Origin of the sequence: Pseudomonas sp. RL_5y_Pfl2_73 (assembly GCF_963970515.1) — a bacterium.
Lineage (GTDB): Bacteria > Pseudomonadota > Gammaproteobacteria > Pseudomonadales > Pseudomonadaceae > Aquipseudomonas.
Genome location: NZ_CAXAPD010000015.1, coordinates 20,386 through 37,696, shown reverse-complemented (window position 1 = coordinate 37,696; position 17,311 = coordinate 20,386). Strand labels below are relative to the sequence as shown.

The 17,311-nt window shown below is 61.3% G+C and carries 14 protein-coding genes and 1 pseudogene; 6 read left to right on the top strand and 9 right to left on the bottom strand.

Features of this window, described 5'->3' with window-relative positions; translation table 11 throughout:
* Nucleotide 1: 1 nt before the first annotated feature.
* From moaA to AACY42_RS16095, 5 genes are all read left to right on the top strand, one after another.
* Nucleotides 2-994, top strand: a complete 993-nt coding sequence (gene moaA / locus AACY42_RS16115; RefSeq protein ID WP_339480803.1) for a GTP 3',8-cyclase MoaA — start codon at nt 2-4, stop codon at nt 992-994.
* 436 nt (nt 995-1,430) lie between these two features.
* Nucleotides 1,431-3,446: a ribonucleoside triphosphate reductase gene (locus tag AACY42_RS16110; RefSeq protein ID WP_339480801.1), complete on the top strand. Its 2,016-nt coding sequence runs from the start codon at nt 1,431-1,433 to the stop codon at nt 3,444-3,446.
* 31 nt (nt 3,447-3,477) lie between these two features.
* Entirely contained in the window at nt 3,478-3,639 is a 162-nt protein-coding gene (gene nrdD, locus AACY42_RS16105; RefSeq protein WP_003202433.1) for an anaerobic ribonucleoside-triphosphate reductase, read from the top strand.
* Entirely contained in the window at nt 3,636-4,331 is a 696-nt protein-coding gene (locus tag AACY42_RS16100) for an anaerobic ribonucleoside-triphosphate reductase activating protein (RefSeq protein ID WP_339480800.1), read from the top strand. The genes nrdD and AACY42_RS16100 overlap by 4 nt, the downstream gene beginning before the upstream one ends.
* A 111-nt stretch (nt 4,332-4,442) precedes the next feature.
* Nucleotides 4,443-6,062, top strand: coding sequence for a methyl-accepting chemotaxis protein (locus AACY42_RS16095; RefSeq protein WP_339480799.1), 1,620 nt, complete (start codon nt 4,443-4,445; stop codon nt 6,060-6,062).
* Nucleotides 6,063-6,253: 191 nt separating this feature from the next.
* Here the strand turns inward: AACY42_RS16095 and AACY42_RS16090 are convergent, their stop codons facing one another.
* Genes AACY42_RS16090 through AACY42_RS16075 form a run of 4 tightly spaced genes read right to left on the bottom strand, consistent with a single transcriptional unit; the run spans nt 6,254 to nt 9,381 of the window.
* Nucleotides 6,254-7,621, bottom strand: a complete 1,368-nt coding sequence (locus AACY42_RS16090) for a 4Fe-4S binding protein (protein ID WP_339480798.1) — start codon at nt 7,619-7,621, stop codon at nt 6,254-6,256.
* On the bottom strand, nt 7,609-8,463 hold the full coding sequence (locus AACY42_RS16085; RefSeq protein WP_339480796.1) for an FTR1 family iron permease: 855 nt from the start codon (nt 8,461-8,463) through the stop codon (nt 7,609-7,611). The genes AACY42_RS16090 and AACY42_RS16085 overlap by 13 nt, the downstream gene beginning before the upstream one ends.
* A gap of 22 nt (nt 8,464-8,485) precedes the next feature.
* Nucleotides 8,486-8,848, bottom strand: coding sequence for a cupredoxin domain-containing protein (locus tag AACY42_RS16080; protein ID WP_339480795.1), 363 nt, complete (start codon nt 8,846-8,848; stop codon nt 8,486-8,488).
* 2 nt (nt 8,849-8,850) lie between these two features.
* Nucleotides 8,851-9,381, bottom strand: coding sequence for an iron transporter (locus AACY42_RS16075; RefSeq protein WP_339480794.1), 531 nt, complete (start codon nt 9,379-9,381; stop codon nt 8,851-8,853).
* Between the two features lie 204 nt (nt 9,382-9,585).
* Between AACY42_RS16075 and AACY42_RS16070 the strand changes: the two genes are divergently transcribed.
* A complete protein-coding gene (locus tag AACY42_RS16070; protein ID WP_339480793.1) occupies nt 9,586-9,813 on the top strand; it encodes a DUF3079 domain-containing protein in 228 nt (75 codons plus the stop codon).
* A gap of 219 nt (nt 9,814-10,032) precedes the next feature.
* Here the strand turns inward: AACY42_RS16070 and AACY42_RS16065 are convergent, their stop codons facing one another.
* The 5 genes and pseudogenes from AACY42_RS16065 to AACY42_RS16045 all read right to left on the bottom strand — a co-directional run bounded on the left by AACY42_RS16065 (nt 10,033) and on the right by AACY42_RS16045 (nt 17,229).
* Complete coding sequence (locus AACY42_RS16065) at nt 10,033-11,772, bottom strand: dipeptidase (RefSeq protein ID WP_339480792.1); 1,740 nt, start codon at nt 11,770-11,772, stop codon at nt 10,033-10,035.
* A gap of 361 nt (nt 11,773-12,133) precedes the next feature.
* Complete coding sequence (locus AACY42_RS16060; RefSeq protein WP_339480791.1) at nt 12,134-14,134, bottom strand: peptidase U32 family protein; 2,001 nt, start codon at nt 14,132-14,134, stop codon at nt 12,134-12,136.
* 118 nt (nt 14,135-14,252) lie between these two features.
* Nucleotides 14,253-15,805, bottom strand: a pseudogene (locus AACY42_RS16055) (sensor domain-containing diguanylate cyclase).
* Nucleotides 15,806-15,901: 96 nt separating this feature from the next.
* Nucleotides 15,902-16,159, bottom strand: a complete 258-nt coding sequence (locus tag AACY42_RS16050) for a phage infection protein (protein WP_339480789.1) — start codon at nt 16,157-16,159, stop codon at nt 15,902-15,904.
* Nucleotides 16,160-16,356: 197 nt separating this feature from the next.
* Nucleotides 16,357-17,229 carry a hypothetical protein gene (locus AACY42_RS16045; protein WP_445261747.1) on the bottom strand — a complete coding sequence of 291 codons (873 nt, stop codon included), beginning with the start codon at nt 17,227-17,229 and terminating at the stop codon, nt 16,357-16,359.
* Nucleotides 17,230-17,311: the final 82 nt, after the last annotated feature.

Below are 17,311 nucleotides of genomic sequence, written 5' to 3'. Positions count from 1 at the left end.
CATGAACGCGGTGTTGCAGGACGGATTTGGGCGCCAGATCGATTATTTGCGGATGTCGGTGACCGATCGTTGTGATTTTCGTTGTGTGTACTGCATGGCGAAAAACATGACCTTCCTGCCGCGTCAGCAAGTGTTGACCTTGGAGGAGTTGCAGCGCATGGCGCGGCTGTTCGTCGGCCTGGGGGTGAAGAAAATCCGCCTGACCGGTGGCGAGCCGCTGATCCGTCCGGGCATCGTCGGGCTGTGTCGCGAGATCGCGGCATTGCCCGGCCTGCGCGAACTGGTGATGACCAGCAACGGCTCGCAGCTGGGGCGGCTGGCCCAGCCGCTGGTCGAGGCCGGGGTCAAGCGCATGAACATCAGCCTCGACAGCCTGCACGGCGAACGTTTTCGGGCGATCACTCGCAACGGCAACCTGGACCAGGTGCTGGCCGGCATCGAAGCGGCGAAGGTCGCCGGGTTCGAGCGGATCAAGCTCAACTGCGTGGTCATGAAGGGACGCAACTTCGATGAAGTCCCGGCGCTGGTGCAGTACGCCATCGACCAACGCATTGACATCAGCTTCATCGAGGAAATGCCGTTGGGGGAGGTCGGGCGTTCCCGGGGCGAGTCGTTCTGTTCCAGCGATGAGGTACGGGCCGAGATTGCCCGCCATCATCGCCTGCTCGACAGTGCCGAGAGCAGCGGCGGGCCGGCGCGCTATGTGCGCCTGGAGCGTCATCCGGATACCCGGATCGGTTTCATTTCGCCCAATACCCACAACTTCTGCGCCAGTTGCAACCGCGTGCGCATGACCGTCGAAGGGCGCTTGCTGTTGTGCCTGGGACAAGAGGACTCCCTCGACCTACGCGGTTTGCTGCGGCGTTATCCGCTGGATGACCAACCGGTGATCCAGGCGGTGCAGCAGGCACTGCGCGGCAAGCCACTGCGCCATGATTTCAACCCGGGTGGGGAAGTGCAGATTGTGCGGTTCATGAACATGAGTGGCGGTTAGGTAGAAAAGGTTTGTGTTGGATACAAATCTTACAGTCACCTCAAAACTCCTGTGGGAGCGAGCCTGCTCGCGAAGGCGGTGGGTCAGCTTGCATTGATGTTGAATGTGCAGGCCTTTTCGCGAGCAAGCCCGCTCCCACAGGAGATCTGTGGGGAAGCCAAATCCAATGGTCAGCCGGAAACCAATGTGGGAGCGAGCCTGCTCGCGAAGGCGGTGGGTCAGCTTGCATTGATGTTGAATGTACTGGCCTCTTCGCGAGCAGGCTCGCTCCCACAGGGGATCTGTGGTGCTTGCAAAAATGACTTTTCGAGCCTGAATGTGGGTCGCTCCCGATTCTTGATGTCGATCAATTGCAACCCTGCCTTTTGCCCGTACTCTCCACTGCATATTGTGTTTAAAGATATCAAAAAGCCTATATGTGGTGTTTGGAGCCAAAATGCAGAGCACGTTGATCTCAGTAGGGTGTAACCGCTTGCACAAGCGCGATGGCAGTCTGGTCGCCTTTGATGCGGACAAAATCCGCCAGGCGCTGATCGCCGCTGGCAAGGCCACCGGCGAATACGCCGAAGCCGAAGCCGAGGCGTTGCTTGAGGCGGTGTTGGCGCGGTTGGAAGGGCAGACACGGTTGAACGTCGAGCAGATCCAGGACCGTGTCGAACGGGTGCTGATGGACGCCGGTTTCTTTCTCTCCATGCGTGCCTACATCGTGTATCGCGAGCAACACGGACGCCTGCGCCGGGATCGCCGCACGCTGGTGGAAGTCGCCACGTCGATGAACGAGTACCTGGATCGCGAGGACTGGCGCGTGCAGGCCAACGCCAACCAGGGGTATTCCCTCGGCGGGCTGATCCTCAACGTATCGGGCAAGGTCACCGCCAACTACTGGCTCGACGAGGTCTACAGCCAGGCCATAGGCGAGGCGCACCGCGAGGCCGACCTGCATATCCACGACCTGGACATGCTCGCCGGCTACTGTGCCGGCTGGTCCTTGCGCACCCTGTTGCACGAAGGCCTCAACGGCGTGCCGGGGCGGGTCGAGGCTGGGCCGCCCAGGCATCTGAGCAGCGCCCTGGGACAGATGGTGAATTTCCTCGGCACCCTGCAAAACGAATGGGCCGGCGCCCAGGCGTTCAGCTCGTTCGACACTTACCTGGCGCCTTATGTACGCAAGGACCAGCTCAGCTACGACGAGGTCCGCCAGTCGTTGCAGGAATTCATCTACAACCTCAACGTACCGTCGCGCTGGGGCACGCAAACGCCGTTCACCAACCTGACGTTCGACTGGGTCTGCCCACAGGATTTGCGTGAACAGATCCCGATCATTGGCGGCGAAGAGATGCCGTTCGCCTACGGTGACCTGCAAACGGAAATGGAGCTGATCAACCGCGCCTACATCGAGGTGATGCAAGCCGGCGATGCGAAAGGCCGGGTCTTCACCTTCCCGATCCCGACCTACAACATCACCCACGACTTCCCGTGGGACAGTGAGAACGCCGACCGGCTGTTCGAAATGACTGCCCGCTACGGCTTGCCGTATTTCCAGAACTTCCTCAATTCGGACATGCAACCCAATCAGGTGCGGTCGATGTGCTGCCGCTTGCAACTGGACGTGCGCGAGTTGCTCAAGCGCGGCGGCGGCTTGTTCGGCTCGGCGGAGCAGACCGGTTCCCTGGGCGTGGTGACGATCAACTGTGCCCGCCTGGGCTATCTGTACAAGGGCGACACCAGCGCGTTGCTGCAACGCATCGATACCCTGATGGAACTGGCGAAAGAGAGCCTGGAGGTCAAGCGCAAGGTCATCCAGCATCACATGGATGCCGGCTTGTACCCTTACACCAAGCGCTACCTGGGTACCTTGCGCAATCATTTCTCCACCATCGGCGTGAATGGCCTGCACGAAATGCTGCGCAATTTCACCGATGACCAGCAAGGCCTGCACACCGAGCAAGGCCGGGCGTTTGCCCTGAAACTGCTGGACCACGTGCGGGCTACGCTGCTGCGTTTTCAGGAAGAAACCGGCCACCTCTACAACCTCGAAGCCACGCCCGCCGAGGGCACTACGTACCGCTTCGCCAAGGAAGACCTCAAACGCTACCCGGACATCTTGCAGGCCGGCAGCCCGGTCGCGCCGTACTACACCAACTCATCGCAACTGCCGGTGGGCTTCACCGAAGACCCGTTCGAAGCCCTGGAGCTGCAAGACGAACTGCAATGCAAATACACCGGCGGCACCGTGTTGCACCTGTACATGGCCGAGCAGATTTCCTCCACGCAAGCCTGCAAGCAACTGGTGCGCAAGGCCCTGGGACGTTTCCGCCTGCCGTACCTGACCATCACGCCGACCTTTTCCATCTGCCCGGTGCACGGTTACCTGGCCGGCGAACACGAGTTTTGCCCCAAATGCGACGAGGCCTTGCTGCTGCAACAACAGCGCCAGGGCAGCGTTCACTGATCCGATCCATCGACCGCAAGGAGCTTCACCCATGAATGCATCGCAAAGCCTTCCACAAGCACAGCGTCAACGTTGCGAAGTCTGGACCCGAGTGATGGGTTATCACCGTCCGGTAGCGGCTTTCAACCCGGGTAAACAGTCCGAGCACCGCGAGCGGGTGCACTTCACCGAACGCGCGGCCGGGCGTCCATGAGTCGAGTGCTACGGGTCGGGGGCATGGTGCCCCTGACCACCCTCGATTATCCGGGCCAACTGGCGTGCGTATTGTTTTGCCAGGGCTGTGCCTGGCGTTGTCGTTATTGCCATAACCCGCAACTGATCCCGCCGCGCGGCAGCGAGGAGGTGGATTGGTGCCGGGTATTGGCGTTCCTGCAACGCCGTCAGGATCTGCTCGACGCCGTGGTGTTCAGCGGCGGCGAGCCAACCTTGCAGGACGGCCTGGCGCCGGCCATGGAGGAAGTGCGGCAGCTGGGCTTTCGCATCGGCCTGCACAGCGCCGGCATCAAGCCGGCGGCCTTCGCCAAAGTGGTCGGGCTTGCCGACTGGGTGGGTTTCGACGTTAAGGCCTTGCCCGAAGATGCCCTCGACGTGACCCGGGTCGAAGGCAGCGGCGCCGCCAACTGGCGCAGCCTCGACCACCTGCTGGCCAGCGGCGTGGATTATGAATGTCGCACGACGGTGCACTGGCATCTGTTCGACCCCGAGCGATTGCTGACCCTGGCCCGACGCTTGAACGAGCGCGGCGTCACGCGTTTCGCCGTGCAACTGGTGCGCACTGCGCGGATGCTCGACCCTCATCTTTCCAACGTTTCGGCACAAGCCCTGCAGCCTGAACTGTGGGCCGCCATGCGCGAGTTGTTCCCCTCGTTCGTACTACGCAGTTGAGCGAGCGTAGGGATGAACGACCGACAGCGGCCCGGGATGACCGGGCCACACTTTTTTAAGGTTTTCAAATGCGCTGCCAACCGGCAGGTAGTTGAACAGGGAGCATTTGATATGACCAGACTCACCACCGCCCAACGCATCGTGATCGGCTTTGCCATCGCGCCACTGGCGTTGATCGCCTTGGCCCTGTACGCCTTGAGCGACCTGGCGATACTGCGCGACCAGGCCGAGCAGATCGTCAGGCAGGATTGGCCGAAGATCGATCCGATCATGGTGATCGCCACGGGTGTGCGCGATAACGCCAGGAACACCCGAGACTTGTTGATCGACAAAAACAATGCGCAAGTCCAGCTATCCATCGACGCTACCCGTCAGCGGATTACCCAGGCCTTCGCCACACTGGAACCGCTGTTCGATCAGCCTGAAGGCAAGACCGCATATGCCGAGTTGAAGAAACGTCGCGAGGCCTATGTGGCAGCCTTCGTTCAGGTGCAGGCGTTGATCCGCCGGGGCGCGACGGACGAGGCGATGACGCAGCTCAAGCAAGGCGTGATTCCGGCGGAGCTTGAGGTGTACGAAAGCCTCGAAGGGATGATGGTGATGCAGGGCAAGGTTTTTGTCGAACGTGAGCAGCTGGCCCAGGCGCGCTACAACGATGCGCGGCGCAATATGTTGGCGTTGGTGCTGGCTTGCCTGGCCCTGGTAACGACCGTGGCGATTCTGGTGACCCGCAGCGTGACCCGGCCCCTGGGCGGTGAACCCAATGACGCGGCGCGAGTGCTTAACCTGATCGCCCAGGGCGACCTGACGATCCGCGTGCCCGTGGGCGTCGGCGCCAATGACAGCGTGATGAGCAACATGCACGACATGCAGCAGAGCCTCAACAGCATGGTCCGGCACATTGCGGCTTCGGTGGATCGGGTGGCCAGTTCCTCCGAAGAACTGAGCGCGGTGAGCAGCCAGACCAGCAGTACCTTGCAGCTGCAAGGGCATGAAATCGAACAGGCGGCCGCAGCGGTGAACCAGATGACCGCTGCGGTGGATGAAGTGGCGCGCAATGCGGTGAGTACCAGCGAAGCCTCGCGAGTGTCCGAGCAAACGGCCCAGCGCGGGCGTGAACAGGTCCAGGAAACGGTGGCTTCCATTACCGCGCTGGCCGAAGGGGTGACGGACAGTTCCGGGAGAATCCAACAGTTGGCCGGGCGGGTGCAGGACATCAGCTCGGTGCTGGATGTAATCCGCAGCATTGCCGATCAGACCAATCTCCTGGCACTGAACGCCGCCATTGAAGCGGCCCGTGCCGGCGATGCCGGACGTGGCTTTGCGGTGGTCGCCGATGAAGTCCGGGCGCTGGCTCATCGAACCCAGGATTCGACTCGGGAAATCGAGGGCATGATCGGTAACATCCGCCTGGACAGCGGGCACGCGGTGAGCGCCATGCAAAACAACAGCGAACTGGTGCAGGCCACGCTGCAAGTGGCCCAGCGCTCCGGCGATGCCCTGGACGAAATCGCCCGCTCGATCTCGCAGATCAACGATCAGAACCTGATGATCGCCAGCGCCACCGAACAGCAAGCCCTGGTGGCGCGAGAGGTGGATCGTAACCTGGTGGGCATTCGCAACCTGTCCGAACAGGTCATGCTGGGCGCCCGGCATACCGACACGGCGGGTCAGGACCTGGCGCAGATGGCCGGGTCACTGCATGAGACGGTGGCGCGGTTCAAGGTGTAGGCGGGGCAATGTCAGAGCCTAAGCTCCCACAGGGTTTTGTGTCGAATCCGAATGTTGTGGGCAACATAAATCCAATGTGGGAGCGAGCCTGCTCGCGATAGCGGTGGGGCAGCTTGTGGTGATGTTGGTTGTGCCGACGTCTTCGCGAGCAGGCTCGCTCCCACAGGATTTTGTGTTGTGTTCGGGGGCTATCACCATCCCCAGAATTGCAACCACCAGCCATAACCCACCAGGCCGCTGGCCAAGACCAGGCATGCCATGGCTGGCAATCGCTGGATCGGTGATACCTCTGTTTGCTGCAAGCGTTTCCAGCCCAGCCATAAACTCCAGGCTATCGCCGCTAGCAGCAGCCCGGCCCGAGCCGGTTGTACCCATTCCAGCAGTAGTCCTTCATAGCGCAGCAGTTTGACCGTGGTGGCCGACAAGCCGAGGAACAACCCTGCGCCACCAAGGGGTGTCAGGGTGATGGTCAAGGGCCGATATTCTGCGCTATCCCCCGAGAGGCGTGCTGCCAGGCGCATCAGCAGCATCAGCCAAGTGCCTATCAACAGCGCACTCAGGCCCAGGTACGCAACGATGCAAAACCCATCGAGCCAACTTAAACTGTCATTGAGTTGCGGATAGTGCGTCAACAGCCACCAGGGCGCGTTGTCCTGGAGTGCCCAGAGCCAATCATGACTGACCAGCCATTGCGCCAGGCTTTGCTTGAGGGCAATGAACCAGGGGCTGACAGTCCACTGGAAGGCGCCCATGGCCAGGCCGATGACACCGAACAACAGTAAGCGAACATCCCAGGACGAGAGGGTGTCAGCCGTTGAGTGAAGGATTTCCTCGCTGCTGGAGCGGGCAATCAGGCGCACCGCATCGCGCTGGCCGCTGCAGCGACCACAAGCGTGGCAATCGGCGGCGCCGCGCATACGGCGGATGTCCAGCAAGGGCGCGCAGTTGGGAGGAGGGCGACGTGGTGCGGGGTTTTCCAGCCAGCGTTGTTCGTCCACCTGAAAGTGCACCGGCGCCAAGCGGGCGAGCAGGGAAAAGACGCCGCTGACCGGGCACAGGTAACGGCACCACACCCGCTTGCCGCGGGCGAACAACAGGCCGACGATCACCGCGGCGACGGTCGAGCCTCCCAGGATCAGTAACGCCGCCTGGGCATAGTCGTAGACGCTGATCAGTTGACCGTAGAGAGTGGTCAGGCAGAACGCCAAGGTGGGCCAGCCAGCCCAGCGCAACCCGCGTGGCATTCCCAGGCCCTTGCCGTACTGGCTGGCCCATTCACTCAGGGCGCCTTCCGGGCACAGCACGCCACACCAGAGCCGCCCGAACAACACGATCGACAGCAACACGAACGGCCACCACAGGCCCCAGAACAGAAATTGCGCCAACAGCGTGAGATTGTCGAACAAGCGTGCCTGGCTGCTGGGCAATGGCAGCAGGGCCGGTACCACCAGCAGCACCGCATAGAACAGCACCACCGCCCATTGCACGGCACGAATGGTTGCACCGTGGCGCCGCATGCCGTCGCCCACGCGTTGGAGCCAGGGGGTCAGGTCGGGCATGGCAGGTTTTGCGTCTTGCGCGGCCGCATCCAGCCGGCGACGACGCCCCAATAGCTCAGCCACACCAGTACTGTCATCGCACTCGGGCTGGCCCGATAGCCGGTGAAATCCGCCAGGAACCCGCCGAAACCATGGCCGTCGTCGAGTATCGCGCTGCTGTCCCACAGCGCGTCGCCAATGCCGCGATACACCGCCTCAGACCAATCCATCGCGAGCAATTGCCCGCCGACCCGCTCGATACCGCTGACCAGCAACGCCGCCCCCAACAGCAGCAGGATCGCTTCGCTGATGGCAAAGAAGCGCGGCCATGAGATGAACCGGCGACTGCTGTGCAGCAAGGAGACGGTCAGCAGTGACAGCACCAGCCCGGCCAGTGCACCGACGGCGAACAAGCCCAGTTGCGGCCCTTGCAGACGCGCGCCGGCACCATACAGGAACACCACGGTTTCACTGCCTTCGCGGCTGACCGCCAGCAGCGCCAGCACCAACAATCCCAGGCCGCCCTGGCGGCTCAGGCGCTGGTCGGCGTGGCGTGTCAGGTCATGCTTGAGCGTCCTCGCGTTTCGGTGCATCCAGCCGACCATCTGCACGATCAGCAGGCTGGCGACCAGTGCCAGCGACGCCTGGAACCATTCATTGGCCGTCCCGCTCATGGCCTCGCCGGCCAGCAGGATCAGGCCGGCCAGCACGCCCGAAAGCAACAGACCCAGCGCGGCGCCGGCCCATACGTAGCGCAACAGCTGGTTGGCCTGGTGCTGCCGGCTGACCCAGGCCTGAAGAATTCCGATCACCAACAGCGCCTCGACGCTTTCGCGCCAGACAATAAACATCGATTGAGTCATGCAAACGCCTCCTGCCGGCCGATTACTGGGCGAGAATTCCGCCCTCGGGCAGTTGTGGATTGAATTCGTCGAAAAACGGATAGTGCCCGGGGCGCAGCGGGTGGATGACCACGAAGGTCGTGACGCCGGGCGAGAGCACTTTCTCGACGCGCAGAGGCGTGCTTTCGAACTCCGCCGGGCCCTGGCCGACGTTTTTCAGCACGATCTTGAACCGTTGCCCGGCCGGCACTTGCAGTTGCAACGGCGTGAAATGCCCATCGCGCATGCTCAGCTCGTAGGTCGGCAGTTCGGCTTGGGCGATCGAGGGCAGCAGCAAACCGGCCAGCGTCAACCAGGCCAGGCGTCGATGCGTCGCGACGTGCCATGGGCAGGATGAGCGGCGCATGCTCAGTACCCGCCTTTTTTACCGATCCCGGCGTAGACGAATTCGTAATGCAGTTCGCAGCGTTCGAACCATGGCGCCACGCCGGTTTCCTTGTCGGTATGACGACCGAGGGAGCCATGACCGCCGGGTGGCAGGATGGTGAACGTCAGTTGATATTTGCCTGGGCCAAGCAGCTTGACGTTGTCGCCATAGTGCGGCCCGTCGTTGGCGACCATGGCGTGGAAGTCACCCTTGAGCTCGGTGTCGTTGCCTTGTTTCTTCAGTTGGAACGACACATTGAGGTAGGGCACGAAACTGCCTTCCTGGAAGCCTTGCTGGTTGTCTGCCATGGCGCGGATGTCGGCTTCCAGGTGCACGTCGGAATCGGCCGTGGCTCGCATCATTCCGGCCGGGGCCATTTCAATCGGCTGTAAATACACCGCACCGACCTCCAGCCCCGGGCACAGTTGCGGTTCGCCGATGGGGTATTCCTTGGCCTGGGCCAGTGGCGCGAGAAACAGCAGGGCGAGAGACAGCGGAGCAAGGGTACGCATGATGACTTCCTGGTTGGCTAAAGGATGGCGCCGAGTCTAGGAAGCTTTGCTGAGAATAATAATGATTCTTGTCAATTTTTAGCGTGAATTTTCGAACGCCGAATGCCGGCTCATTTGCGCACGGTTGTTCTTGATCGGGATCAAGGGGCTCGGCGCCCTGACGCGGTAGGGTACGCGCACACCCATCGGCTATACGGGGTCGTCATGGCAAAGCCCTTTCCCATCAATCCCAAACACCCAGAGCGCATTTGCTGGGGGTGTGATCGTTACTGTCCGACCAGTGCGCTGGCCTGCGGCAACGGCGCCGATCGCACGATGCACCCGGCCGAGATGATCGGGGAGGATTGGTATCTGCATGGGGATTGGGGGCTGGAGCTGGTCGACATTACGGCTAAGGTCATCGATCCAAGCGCCACTCACGTGAAGGAATAAGGTGAGGGAATAGGGGTAAACCTGTGGCCAGAGATTGCTCCCGCTGGACTCTGTAGGAGCTGGCGAAGCCTGCGATCTTTTGATCTTTTGATCTTTTGATCTTTCGCTTGAGATTCAAGTGTATTGGGAAAGATCGCAGCCTCGTTGCACTCGACAGCTCCTACACAGCTCCTACTCTGCTGCTACGCTCCAGCGGGAGCAATCTCTGGGCACGGTGTTTTACAACTTTGGCAACTGCCCGATCCGGCCCATCATCTCGGTCACGATCTGCAAGTCCAGCAGGAACTGCTCCACTGTCTTGAACTCGTTGTCGTTGTGGCCGGTGTACTTGACGTCGGGCATGGCCAGGCCGAACTGCACGCCATTGGGCAAGTCATGAACCGAAGTGGCGCCGGCGGAGGTGCCGTACTTGTGTTCCATGCCCAGGCTTTCACTTGCCACGGCCAACAGTGCCTTGACCCATTCACCTTCAGGGTTGCGGTACATCGGCTCATCAATGGAATAGTCGAAAGCTACCGCGACGTGGGAGTTCTTGCTCCAGGCAGCCAGTTTGTCGGCGATTTCAGTCTTGAGGGCTTCTGTGCTCTTGCCCACCGGCACCCGCAAGTTGACCGCCAACTTGAAGGTCTTCTCATCCAGGGCGACGTAGGTCAGGGACGCGGTCAGCGGGCCCATGAAGGCATCGGAAAAACCAATTCCCAGTTTGCTGCCCAAATAGTCCAGCCCCCAGTTGTCGGCGGCGTAGCGGGCGGCGTCGGTAACGTGGTTGCGTTTGAGCGCGACCTTGCCATCGAGGCTATTGATGAAGTCCAGCATTCTTGCCACGGGGTTGACGCCTGACTCGGGCTCGGAGGAGTGGGCGGAAACGCCGGTGAAAGTCAGATTGACGTCCTTGCCGACGACCTGGGTGCTCGCTTCGAAGTTGCCACCGTTGCGCTTGGCATAGTCGGTAGCGGCCTTGAGCAGGCTGGCGGCCAGTTCGGCGGGCTTGTCGCTGGCGAAGGTGGCAACGGACGTCGACGGAATCTGATTGGTCGCCAGGCCGCCCGTCAGCGCGGTAATTTCTGCCCCCTTGCCCTGGGCGGTGCGCCGGGTGAAGTTCGCCATGATGGTGCCGTAGCCTTTCTCGGCAATCACCACGGGGTAGCCGCCATCCAGTGCCAGGTTGTATTTGGGCGTCGGGTTGCGTTCGAAATAATAGGGGATGGCGTCGCCGGTGGTTTCCTCGGTGGTGTCGATCAGCAGCTTGAAGTTGCGCGCCAGTGGCAGCTTCTCTTCCTTGATGATTTTCATGGCATAGAGCGCCACCACGATGCCGTTCTTGTCGTCCTCGGTACCGCGGCCATACAGGCGGTCGCCCACCAGGGTGACCTTGAACGGGTCGAGGCGGCTGCCATCTTTCAACACCCAGTTTTCCGGCGTTACCGGTACCACGTCGGCATGGGCGTGAATGCCCACGACTTCGTCGCCGCTGCCCTCAAGGGAAATCTCATAGACGCGGTTGTCGACATTGCGGAAGTTGAGGTTGAACGCCTCGGCCAGGCTTTTGATCTTGTCGGCGATCTTGAGGAATTCCGGGTTCTCGTGCTGGGCAACACCGTCCTTGCGAAAGGTCGGGATGGCGACCAGTTCCTTCAGCGTCTCGGTGGCTGCTTGGCCATATTTCACGCGGGCATAGAGGCCCAGCAGGCGATGGATTTCATTCTGCTGTTCAGCCGAAAGGGTTTTGTTGCCCTGGAACGCGCTGATAGCCGGGCCGAGGTTGGCAGTTTTGCCCAGGTCGCTCTTGGCCACATCGACCAGGAATTGTCTGAAATCGGTGACTGAGGTGCCGGAGAAGGTTTTGACGATGGCTGCGCCCTGTTGGGCGCTGATGTTGGCGAAGGCTGGTGTGGTGATCGAAGCGAGGCTGGACAACAGCAGGGTGGCCACGGCCAGGTGTTTGAGCGAGAAGTCCATTGCTGGGCATTCCTTTGCAGGCGGTAGGGGGGACGTGTCTGATTTGATGACACAAACCGTTGCAACCTAACACCGCGAGGAAGTGGTGGGGGAGTCCTGCAGGGGAATCTGTCGCACCGCGAAGCAAAAACGGCGCAGAAATGAAAAATGGCGCAGGGCCATCAAACACCCGAGAACCTACAGTGGGAGCGAGCCTGCTCGCGATGAAGGCGGCACATTCAACATCAATGCAAACTGATCCACCGCTTTCGCGAGCAGGCTCGCTCCCACAAGGGATCTGCAGAGGACATAAATGTTATGAGCACCTGCAGCCTAATGTGGGAGCAAGTTTGCTCCCACAGGGGCAGGGCTGAGTATTGGTTTAATGCGGTGCGCGCGGAATTGTCTTGAGCAGGTCTTCAGGGCTGATATGGCCGACCACCGGTTGCGCGGTGCTGCCGGGCAATGGCAGGTCGAGGATGTGCCCCTTGATCTTGCCGACCACATGCATCTCGCAGGGCTTGCAGTCGAACTTCAGGGTCAGCACTTCATCGCCGTGTATCAGCTGCATCGGCGCGACCTTGGTGCGTACGCCGGTGACGCCCTTGGCCTGCTTGGGGCAGAGGTTGAACGAGAAGCGCAGGCAGTGCTTGGTGATCATCACCGGCACTTCACCGGTTTCCTCGTGGGCCTCGAACGCCGCGTCGATCAGCTTGACGCCGTGACGATGATAGAAGTCCCGGGCCTTCTGGTTGTAGACGTTGGCCAGGAACGACAGGTGCGACTCCGGGTACACCGGCGGTGGGTTGGTCTCGGCCTTGCGGCCACCGCGTGGGTGGGCGTTGATGCGGGCGGCGGTCAGGGCCTCGATGGCTTCGCGGCGCAAGGCCTTGAGCTGCGAGTTGGGGACGAAGAACGCCTGGGGCGCATCCAGCTCGATCGCGGTCGCGTGGTATTCGGTGGTGCCCAGTTGGCCGAGCAGGTCGTGCAATTGCTCCAGGGCCTGTTCTGGCTTGTTGGCTTGGCCGAACGGTCCGTCCAGGGCGACGCTGGCACTGATGCTTTCTTCGCTGGTGGCGGTCAGTTCCAGGCGCGCTTCACGCAGGCGTGCAACCCAGGCCAGGCCGACACGGCGTTCGGAGGAGGTCTTGAGCAATGCCTGCTGCCAGTTGTGATCCAGGTTGCGGCTCAACGGGTGGTTGGGGCGCAACTGGTACATGCCGGCCGGCATCTCGTTGGGTTCGACGCGGTAGCGGTAACGCTTCTGGCCGTCCTCTTCGAATTCACCCTTGGGCTCGGCGATGTTGGCGCGGAAACCGACGACTTCGCGCTTGACCAGCACATTGAGGCCGTCGCCGTTGGACAGCGGATCGAAGGTCACCACTTGCAGATCGCGTTTGCCGACTTTTTCCACCACGCCCACCGGCACGCCGGTAAAGGTCGGCGAATCGAAGGCACCGATGTCGATCTTGCGCTCGCTGACGAAATAGTCGGTGCTGCCACGGTGGAAGGTCTTGTCCGGGTCGGGGACGAAGAAGTGCGCGGTACGGCCGCTGGACGCGCGGGCCAGGTCCGGACGGTCTTCGAGGACATCGTCCAGCCGTTGGCGGTAATAGGCGGTGATGTTCTTCACATAGCCCATGTCCTTGTAGCGCCCTTCGATCTTGAATGAGCGCACGCCGGCTTCGACCAGGGCGCGGATGTTGGCGCTCTGGTTGTTGTCTTTCATCGACAGCAGGTGTTTTTCGTAGGCGACCACCCGGCCTTGGTCGTCCTTGAGGGTGTAGGGCAGGCGACAGGCCTGGGAGCAGTCACCACGGTTGGCGCTGCGGCCGTTCTGGGCGTGGGAGATGTTGCACTGGCCGGAAAACGCCACGCACAGCGCGCCGTGGATGAAGAACTCGATGGCCGCGTCGGTCTCATCAGCGATGGCGCGGATTTCCTGCAGGTTCAGCTCACGGGCCAATACCAGTTGCGAGAAGCCGGCCTGGTCGAGGAACTTTGCCCGGGCCAGGGTGCGGATGTCGGTCTGGGTGCTGGCGTGCAGCTCGATGGGCGGGATATCCAGCTCCATCACCCCCAGGTCCTGGACGATCAACGCATCGACGCCGGCATCGTATAACTGGTGGATCAGTTGGCGGGCCGGCTCCAGCTCGTTGTCATGCAAAATGGTGTTGATGGTCGTGAACACACGGGCGTGGTAGCGCTGGGCGAACTCCACCAGCCGGGCAATATCGCCCACTTCGTTGCAAGCGTTGTGACGCGCGCCGAAACTCGGGCCACCGATGTACACGGCGTCGGCGCCATGCAGGATAGCCTCACGGGCGATGGTCACGTCGCGGGCGGGGCTGAGCAATTCCAGATGATGTTTGGGCAAGGACATTTGTTTTTAGTCAGGCTGGTCACGGTCGAAGCGAGCATTGTAGCCGCCAGGCGCCTTGCAGGCACCTGTGGACTTGGGTTTGCACGAGCCTGACCGATGCGCGGCGGTCCCGCGGGGTTCACCCACGTGTCGCGTCGGCGCTGCACCAGCGGTTTCGCCCGGTGTTCTTGGCCAGGTACAGGAAAGCGTCGGCGGCCTTGATCAGCATGGCCGGGGTGACGTCCTCGCCGCTCGGCTGGCAGGTGGTAATACCGGCGCTGATGGTCACGATTCCCAAGGGATGATCGCCATGTTCAATGTTCAAGGCCCTGACGGCTTCGAGGATTTGCTGCGCGACCTTGGCGGCCCCCGTGCTGTCGGTGTTGGGCAGCAACACGGTGAACTCTTCACCGCCATACCGGACCGCCAGGTCACCCGGCCTTTTGATGGTCTGCCTGACCGCAGTGGCAATCGCGCGCAGACAATCGTCGCCAGCAGCGTGACCGTATCTGTCGTTGAAACGCTTGAAGTAATCAACGTCGAGCATGATCAACGCCAGGGAAGAACCCCGGCGCTTGGCCAGGCGAATCTCGTCGGCCAACGCGATGTCCAGCCGCCTGCGGTTGCCCAGTCCGGTCAGGCTGTCGGTCAGCGCCATGTCGCGCATGGCCTGGTGGGCGCCGCGGATCTGCTTTTCCATGATCATCCGGTAGCGCAACTGGTTCAGCACGATGAGCCCGAAGCCGACGAGGATCACGATCAGGAAAATCAGCACCAGGCTGGTCTTGAACAGATCGCGCCGCCACGGGGCGATGATGGACTCGCGCGACAACCCGGCTTCCACCACCAACGGGTAAGTGGTCAGGGCCCGATAGCCATACAGCCGCTCGGTGTCGTCGATCACGGCCCTGGCCTGCGCTACGCCCTGGTTCGAGGTAGGCAGGTAGTTCCTGAAGATCACGCTGTTGACCAGGCTCTTGCCGATCACTGATTCGACGAAGGGGCGCCGTACCAGGATGCTCCCGCTGCGTGTGGCCAGGACCAGCGCCCCCTTGTCGTCGATCTTGAAGTCGCCGTAGTAGTCGACGAAATAACTGACTTTTACCGTTCCGAGCAACACACCAGCGAACGAGCCGTCGGGATTGTTCAAGCGACGGGACACAGGGATGATCAGTTCGTTGGTGGATCGGCTCTTGATCACTGCGCCAATGCGCACGCCTCGGTCCTCGTGGGTACGGTGATATTGGAAGTAGTCGCGGTCGGCGTTGTTCGCCGATTCCGGAATGACTTCCTTGTCCGTTACCAGCCACTGGCCGTCCGGGCCATAGATAAACAACCCGTGCAGTTGCGGCATGATGGCGGCTTGTTGCACCAATAGCTTATGGATACGCGGGATGTCCATGTTCTGCAGGCCATCACCTTCCACCCGTTCACTGAGGATGGCGGTGACCACATCCACTTGTCGAATGGTGTCTTCGGCGTGCTGGGCCGTCGCCCGTGCCAGGTTCGTCACCGAGTCCTGGGCGGACGAAAAGGCCGCGCGATAATCTCGCCAGGTGCGCCAGCCTTCGACGGCCAGAAACGCGATGATGACCACCAGCATGAAACTCACGGTCAGTCGCAATGCCGCTCCAGCCCGTGCGCTCTGGGGGGAAAGGCCTCATCAGTGTTTTCAATCTGCGATCTTTCCACTGCTCATTGAGTCGAAAGCTCAAGATCAAAAGATCGCAGGCTTCGCCAGCTCCTACAGAGGCGGGCGACAGTAAGCGCGATTGCTACAAAATCGCTTCACACCGCGCTGCGTTCACGCAACTCCTGCAACCGATCAGCCCCGCCTTCGGCCACACGATTCTCGAGCAAGCGATCGGAGCCACCTTCGGCCACCCGATTTTCCAGCAAACGATCAGACCCGCCTTCAGCCAGCTGTTGCGCCTGGTTGTGAGTCGATGCACTGGCTGCGGTAGCCGAGGCGACATTGGCCAGGCCGACACCGCCAACCAGTGTCAGGGCGATAGCCAGGGACGATACTTTCGAGAGATTGAACATGGTGATTCTCCTTGCGCTTGATTGAGTGGGCCGTGGCAGCGAAGGTTGCTGTCCGGTGATCACAGTTAAACGCGCGGATGTATCGACGATGTGTGCCAGGAGAGGGCGAAATCCATTGTTTCGTATCAGTCCGCATTTCAGATACAGACCGATACAAACTCAGTAAGCGAGGGCAAACGAATGGCTTAAAGGCTTGATCAAGGCTGGGCCAGGGCTTGTTTCAACTGGTCCACCAACGTTGGCGTCATGTAGTGCGGGCCGTCGAACAGGTAGAGCGGATAGCCTACATAGGCCGCCAGTTGTGGTTTGAGCTCATCCACTGTGGCGGAGCGGAAGCCACCGCCGTATTGGGGGCGGAAGGCTTCGACGATGATTCGCACGCGATCCTGGCCAAGCCGATCGCGCAGGGCATCGGCGTAGGTCCGGGCAACCGGGGCGGTGCGGGCATAAACGCCGACACCGTCCTGGAAAAACACGCCGATGTCGTTCGGCAACCATTGCTTGAGCCAGTCTGCGGTAGCGGCGGGGCCGATGTTGGCGCCGTCGTAGACACTGATCCACAGCGGCCGCGGCAGCTTGGCCAGCAAGGCCGGCAGCTCTGTAGCGCCCGACCAGCTGGGGTCGACCTCAGCCGGAAAGTACCAACCGGTGACATGCAATGGCGTCGGTAACCCGGCGATGCGCTCCGAGAGCGACGCCAGTTGCTCGACATTTTCTCGTGAGCGGTTCTCACTGAAATAGCCGGCCAGGCCGAGGATGACATCCTGGGCCCAAGGCGTTCTGGCAATGCGCGCCCAGTCCGGCAGTACCGGTACGCTAGGAAGGCCCGTTCCAGACACGAAGGCCTGGTCGTCCACCACCGTCCATTGCACCAGTAGCTCGTGCACTCCCAGTTCTTCCCAATTGCCGCTGATGCCGACAGTCTGGTTATCCGGCTGCCAGACGATGCCGACGATGTTCGGTGTCGTGGTGGTCATTATGTAGTACGTCCCTGTACCTGCGCTGAGGAACGCGGCCAGTAACAGCGCCGCGACGGTCTTGCGATTGATGAACTTTGCCAAGCTATTCAAACAAGTCCCTTCTGGATGCAGTGTAGTCGCGGCTCGGCGAGGCGAGCCGCTTTTCGTACTGACGAACCGCATATCCCACCAA

Coding starts and splice junctions, on each gene's coding strand:
- moaA (WP_339480803.1), top strand. CDS start 2: ATGAACGCGGTGTTGCAGGACGGATTTGGGCGCCAGATCGATTATTTG.
- AACY42_RS16110 (WP_339480801.1), top strand. CDS start 1,431: ATGCAGAGCACGTTGATCTCAGTAGGGTGTAACCGCTTGCACAAGCGC.
- nrdD (WP_003202433.1), top strand. CDS start 3,478: ATGAATGCATCGCAAAGCCTTCCACAAGCACAGCGTCAACGTTGCGAA.
- AACY42_RS16100 (WP_339480800.1), top strand. CDS start 3,636: ATGAGTCGAGTGCTACGGGTCGGGGGCATGGTGCCCCTGACCACCCTC.
- AACY42_RS16095 (WP_339480799.1), top strand. CDS start 4,443: ATGACCAGACTCACCACCGCCCAACGCATCGTGATCGGCTTTGCCATC.
- AACY42_RS16090 (WP_339480798.1), bottom strand. CDS start 7,621: ATGCCCGACCTGACCCCCTGGCTCCAACGCGTGGGCGACGGCATGCGG.
- AACY42_RS16085 (WP_339480796.1), bottom strand. CDS start 8,463: ATGACTCAATCGATGTTTATTGTCTGGCGCGAAAGCGTCGAGGCGCTG.
- AACY42_RS16080 (WP_339480795.1), bottom strand. CDS start 8,848: ATGCGCCGCTCATCCTGCCCATGGCACGTCGCGACGCATCGACGCCTG.
- AACY42_RS16075 (WP_339480794.1), bottom strand. CDS start 9,381: ATGCGTACCCTTGCTCCGCTGTCTCTCGCCCTGCTGTTTCTCGCGCCA.
- AACY42_RS16070 (WP_339480793.1), top strand. CDS start 9,586: ATGGCAAAGCCCTTTCCCATCAATCCCAAACACCCAGAGCGCATTTGC.
- AACY42_RS16065 (WP_339480792.1), bottom strand. CDS start 11,772: ATGGACTTCTCGCTCAAACACCTGGCCGTGGCCACCCTGCTGTTGTCC.
- AACY42_RS16060 (WP_339480791.1), bottom strand. CDS start 14,134: ATGTCCTTGCCCAAACATCATCTGGAATTGCTCAGCCCCGCCCGCGAC.
- AACY42_RS16050 (WP_339480789.1), bottom strand. CDS start 16,159: ATGTTCAATCTCTCGAAAGTATCGTCCCTGGCTATCGCCCTGACACTG.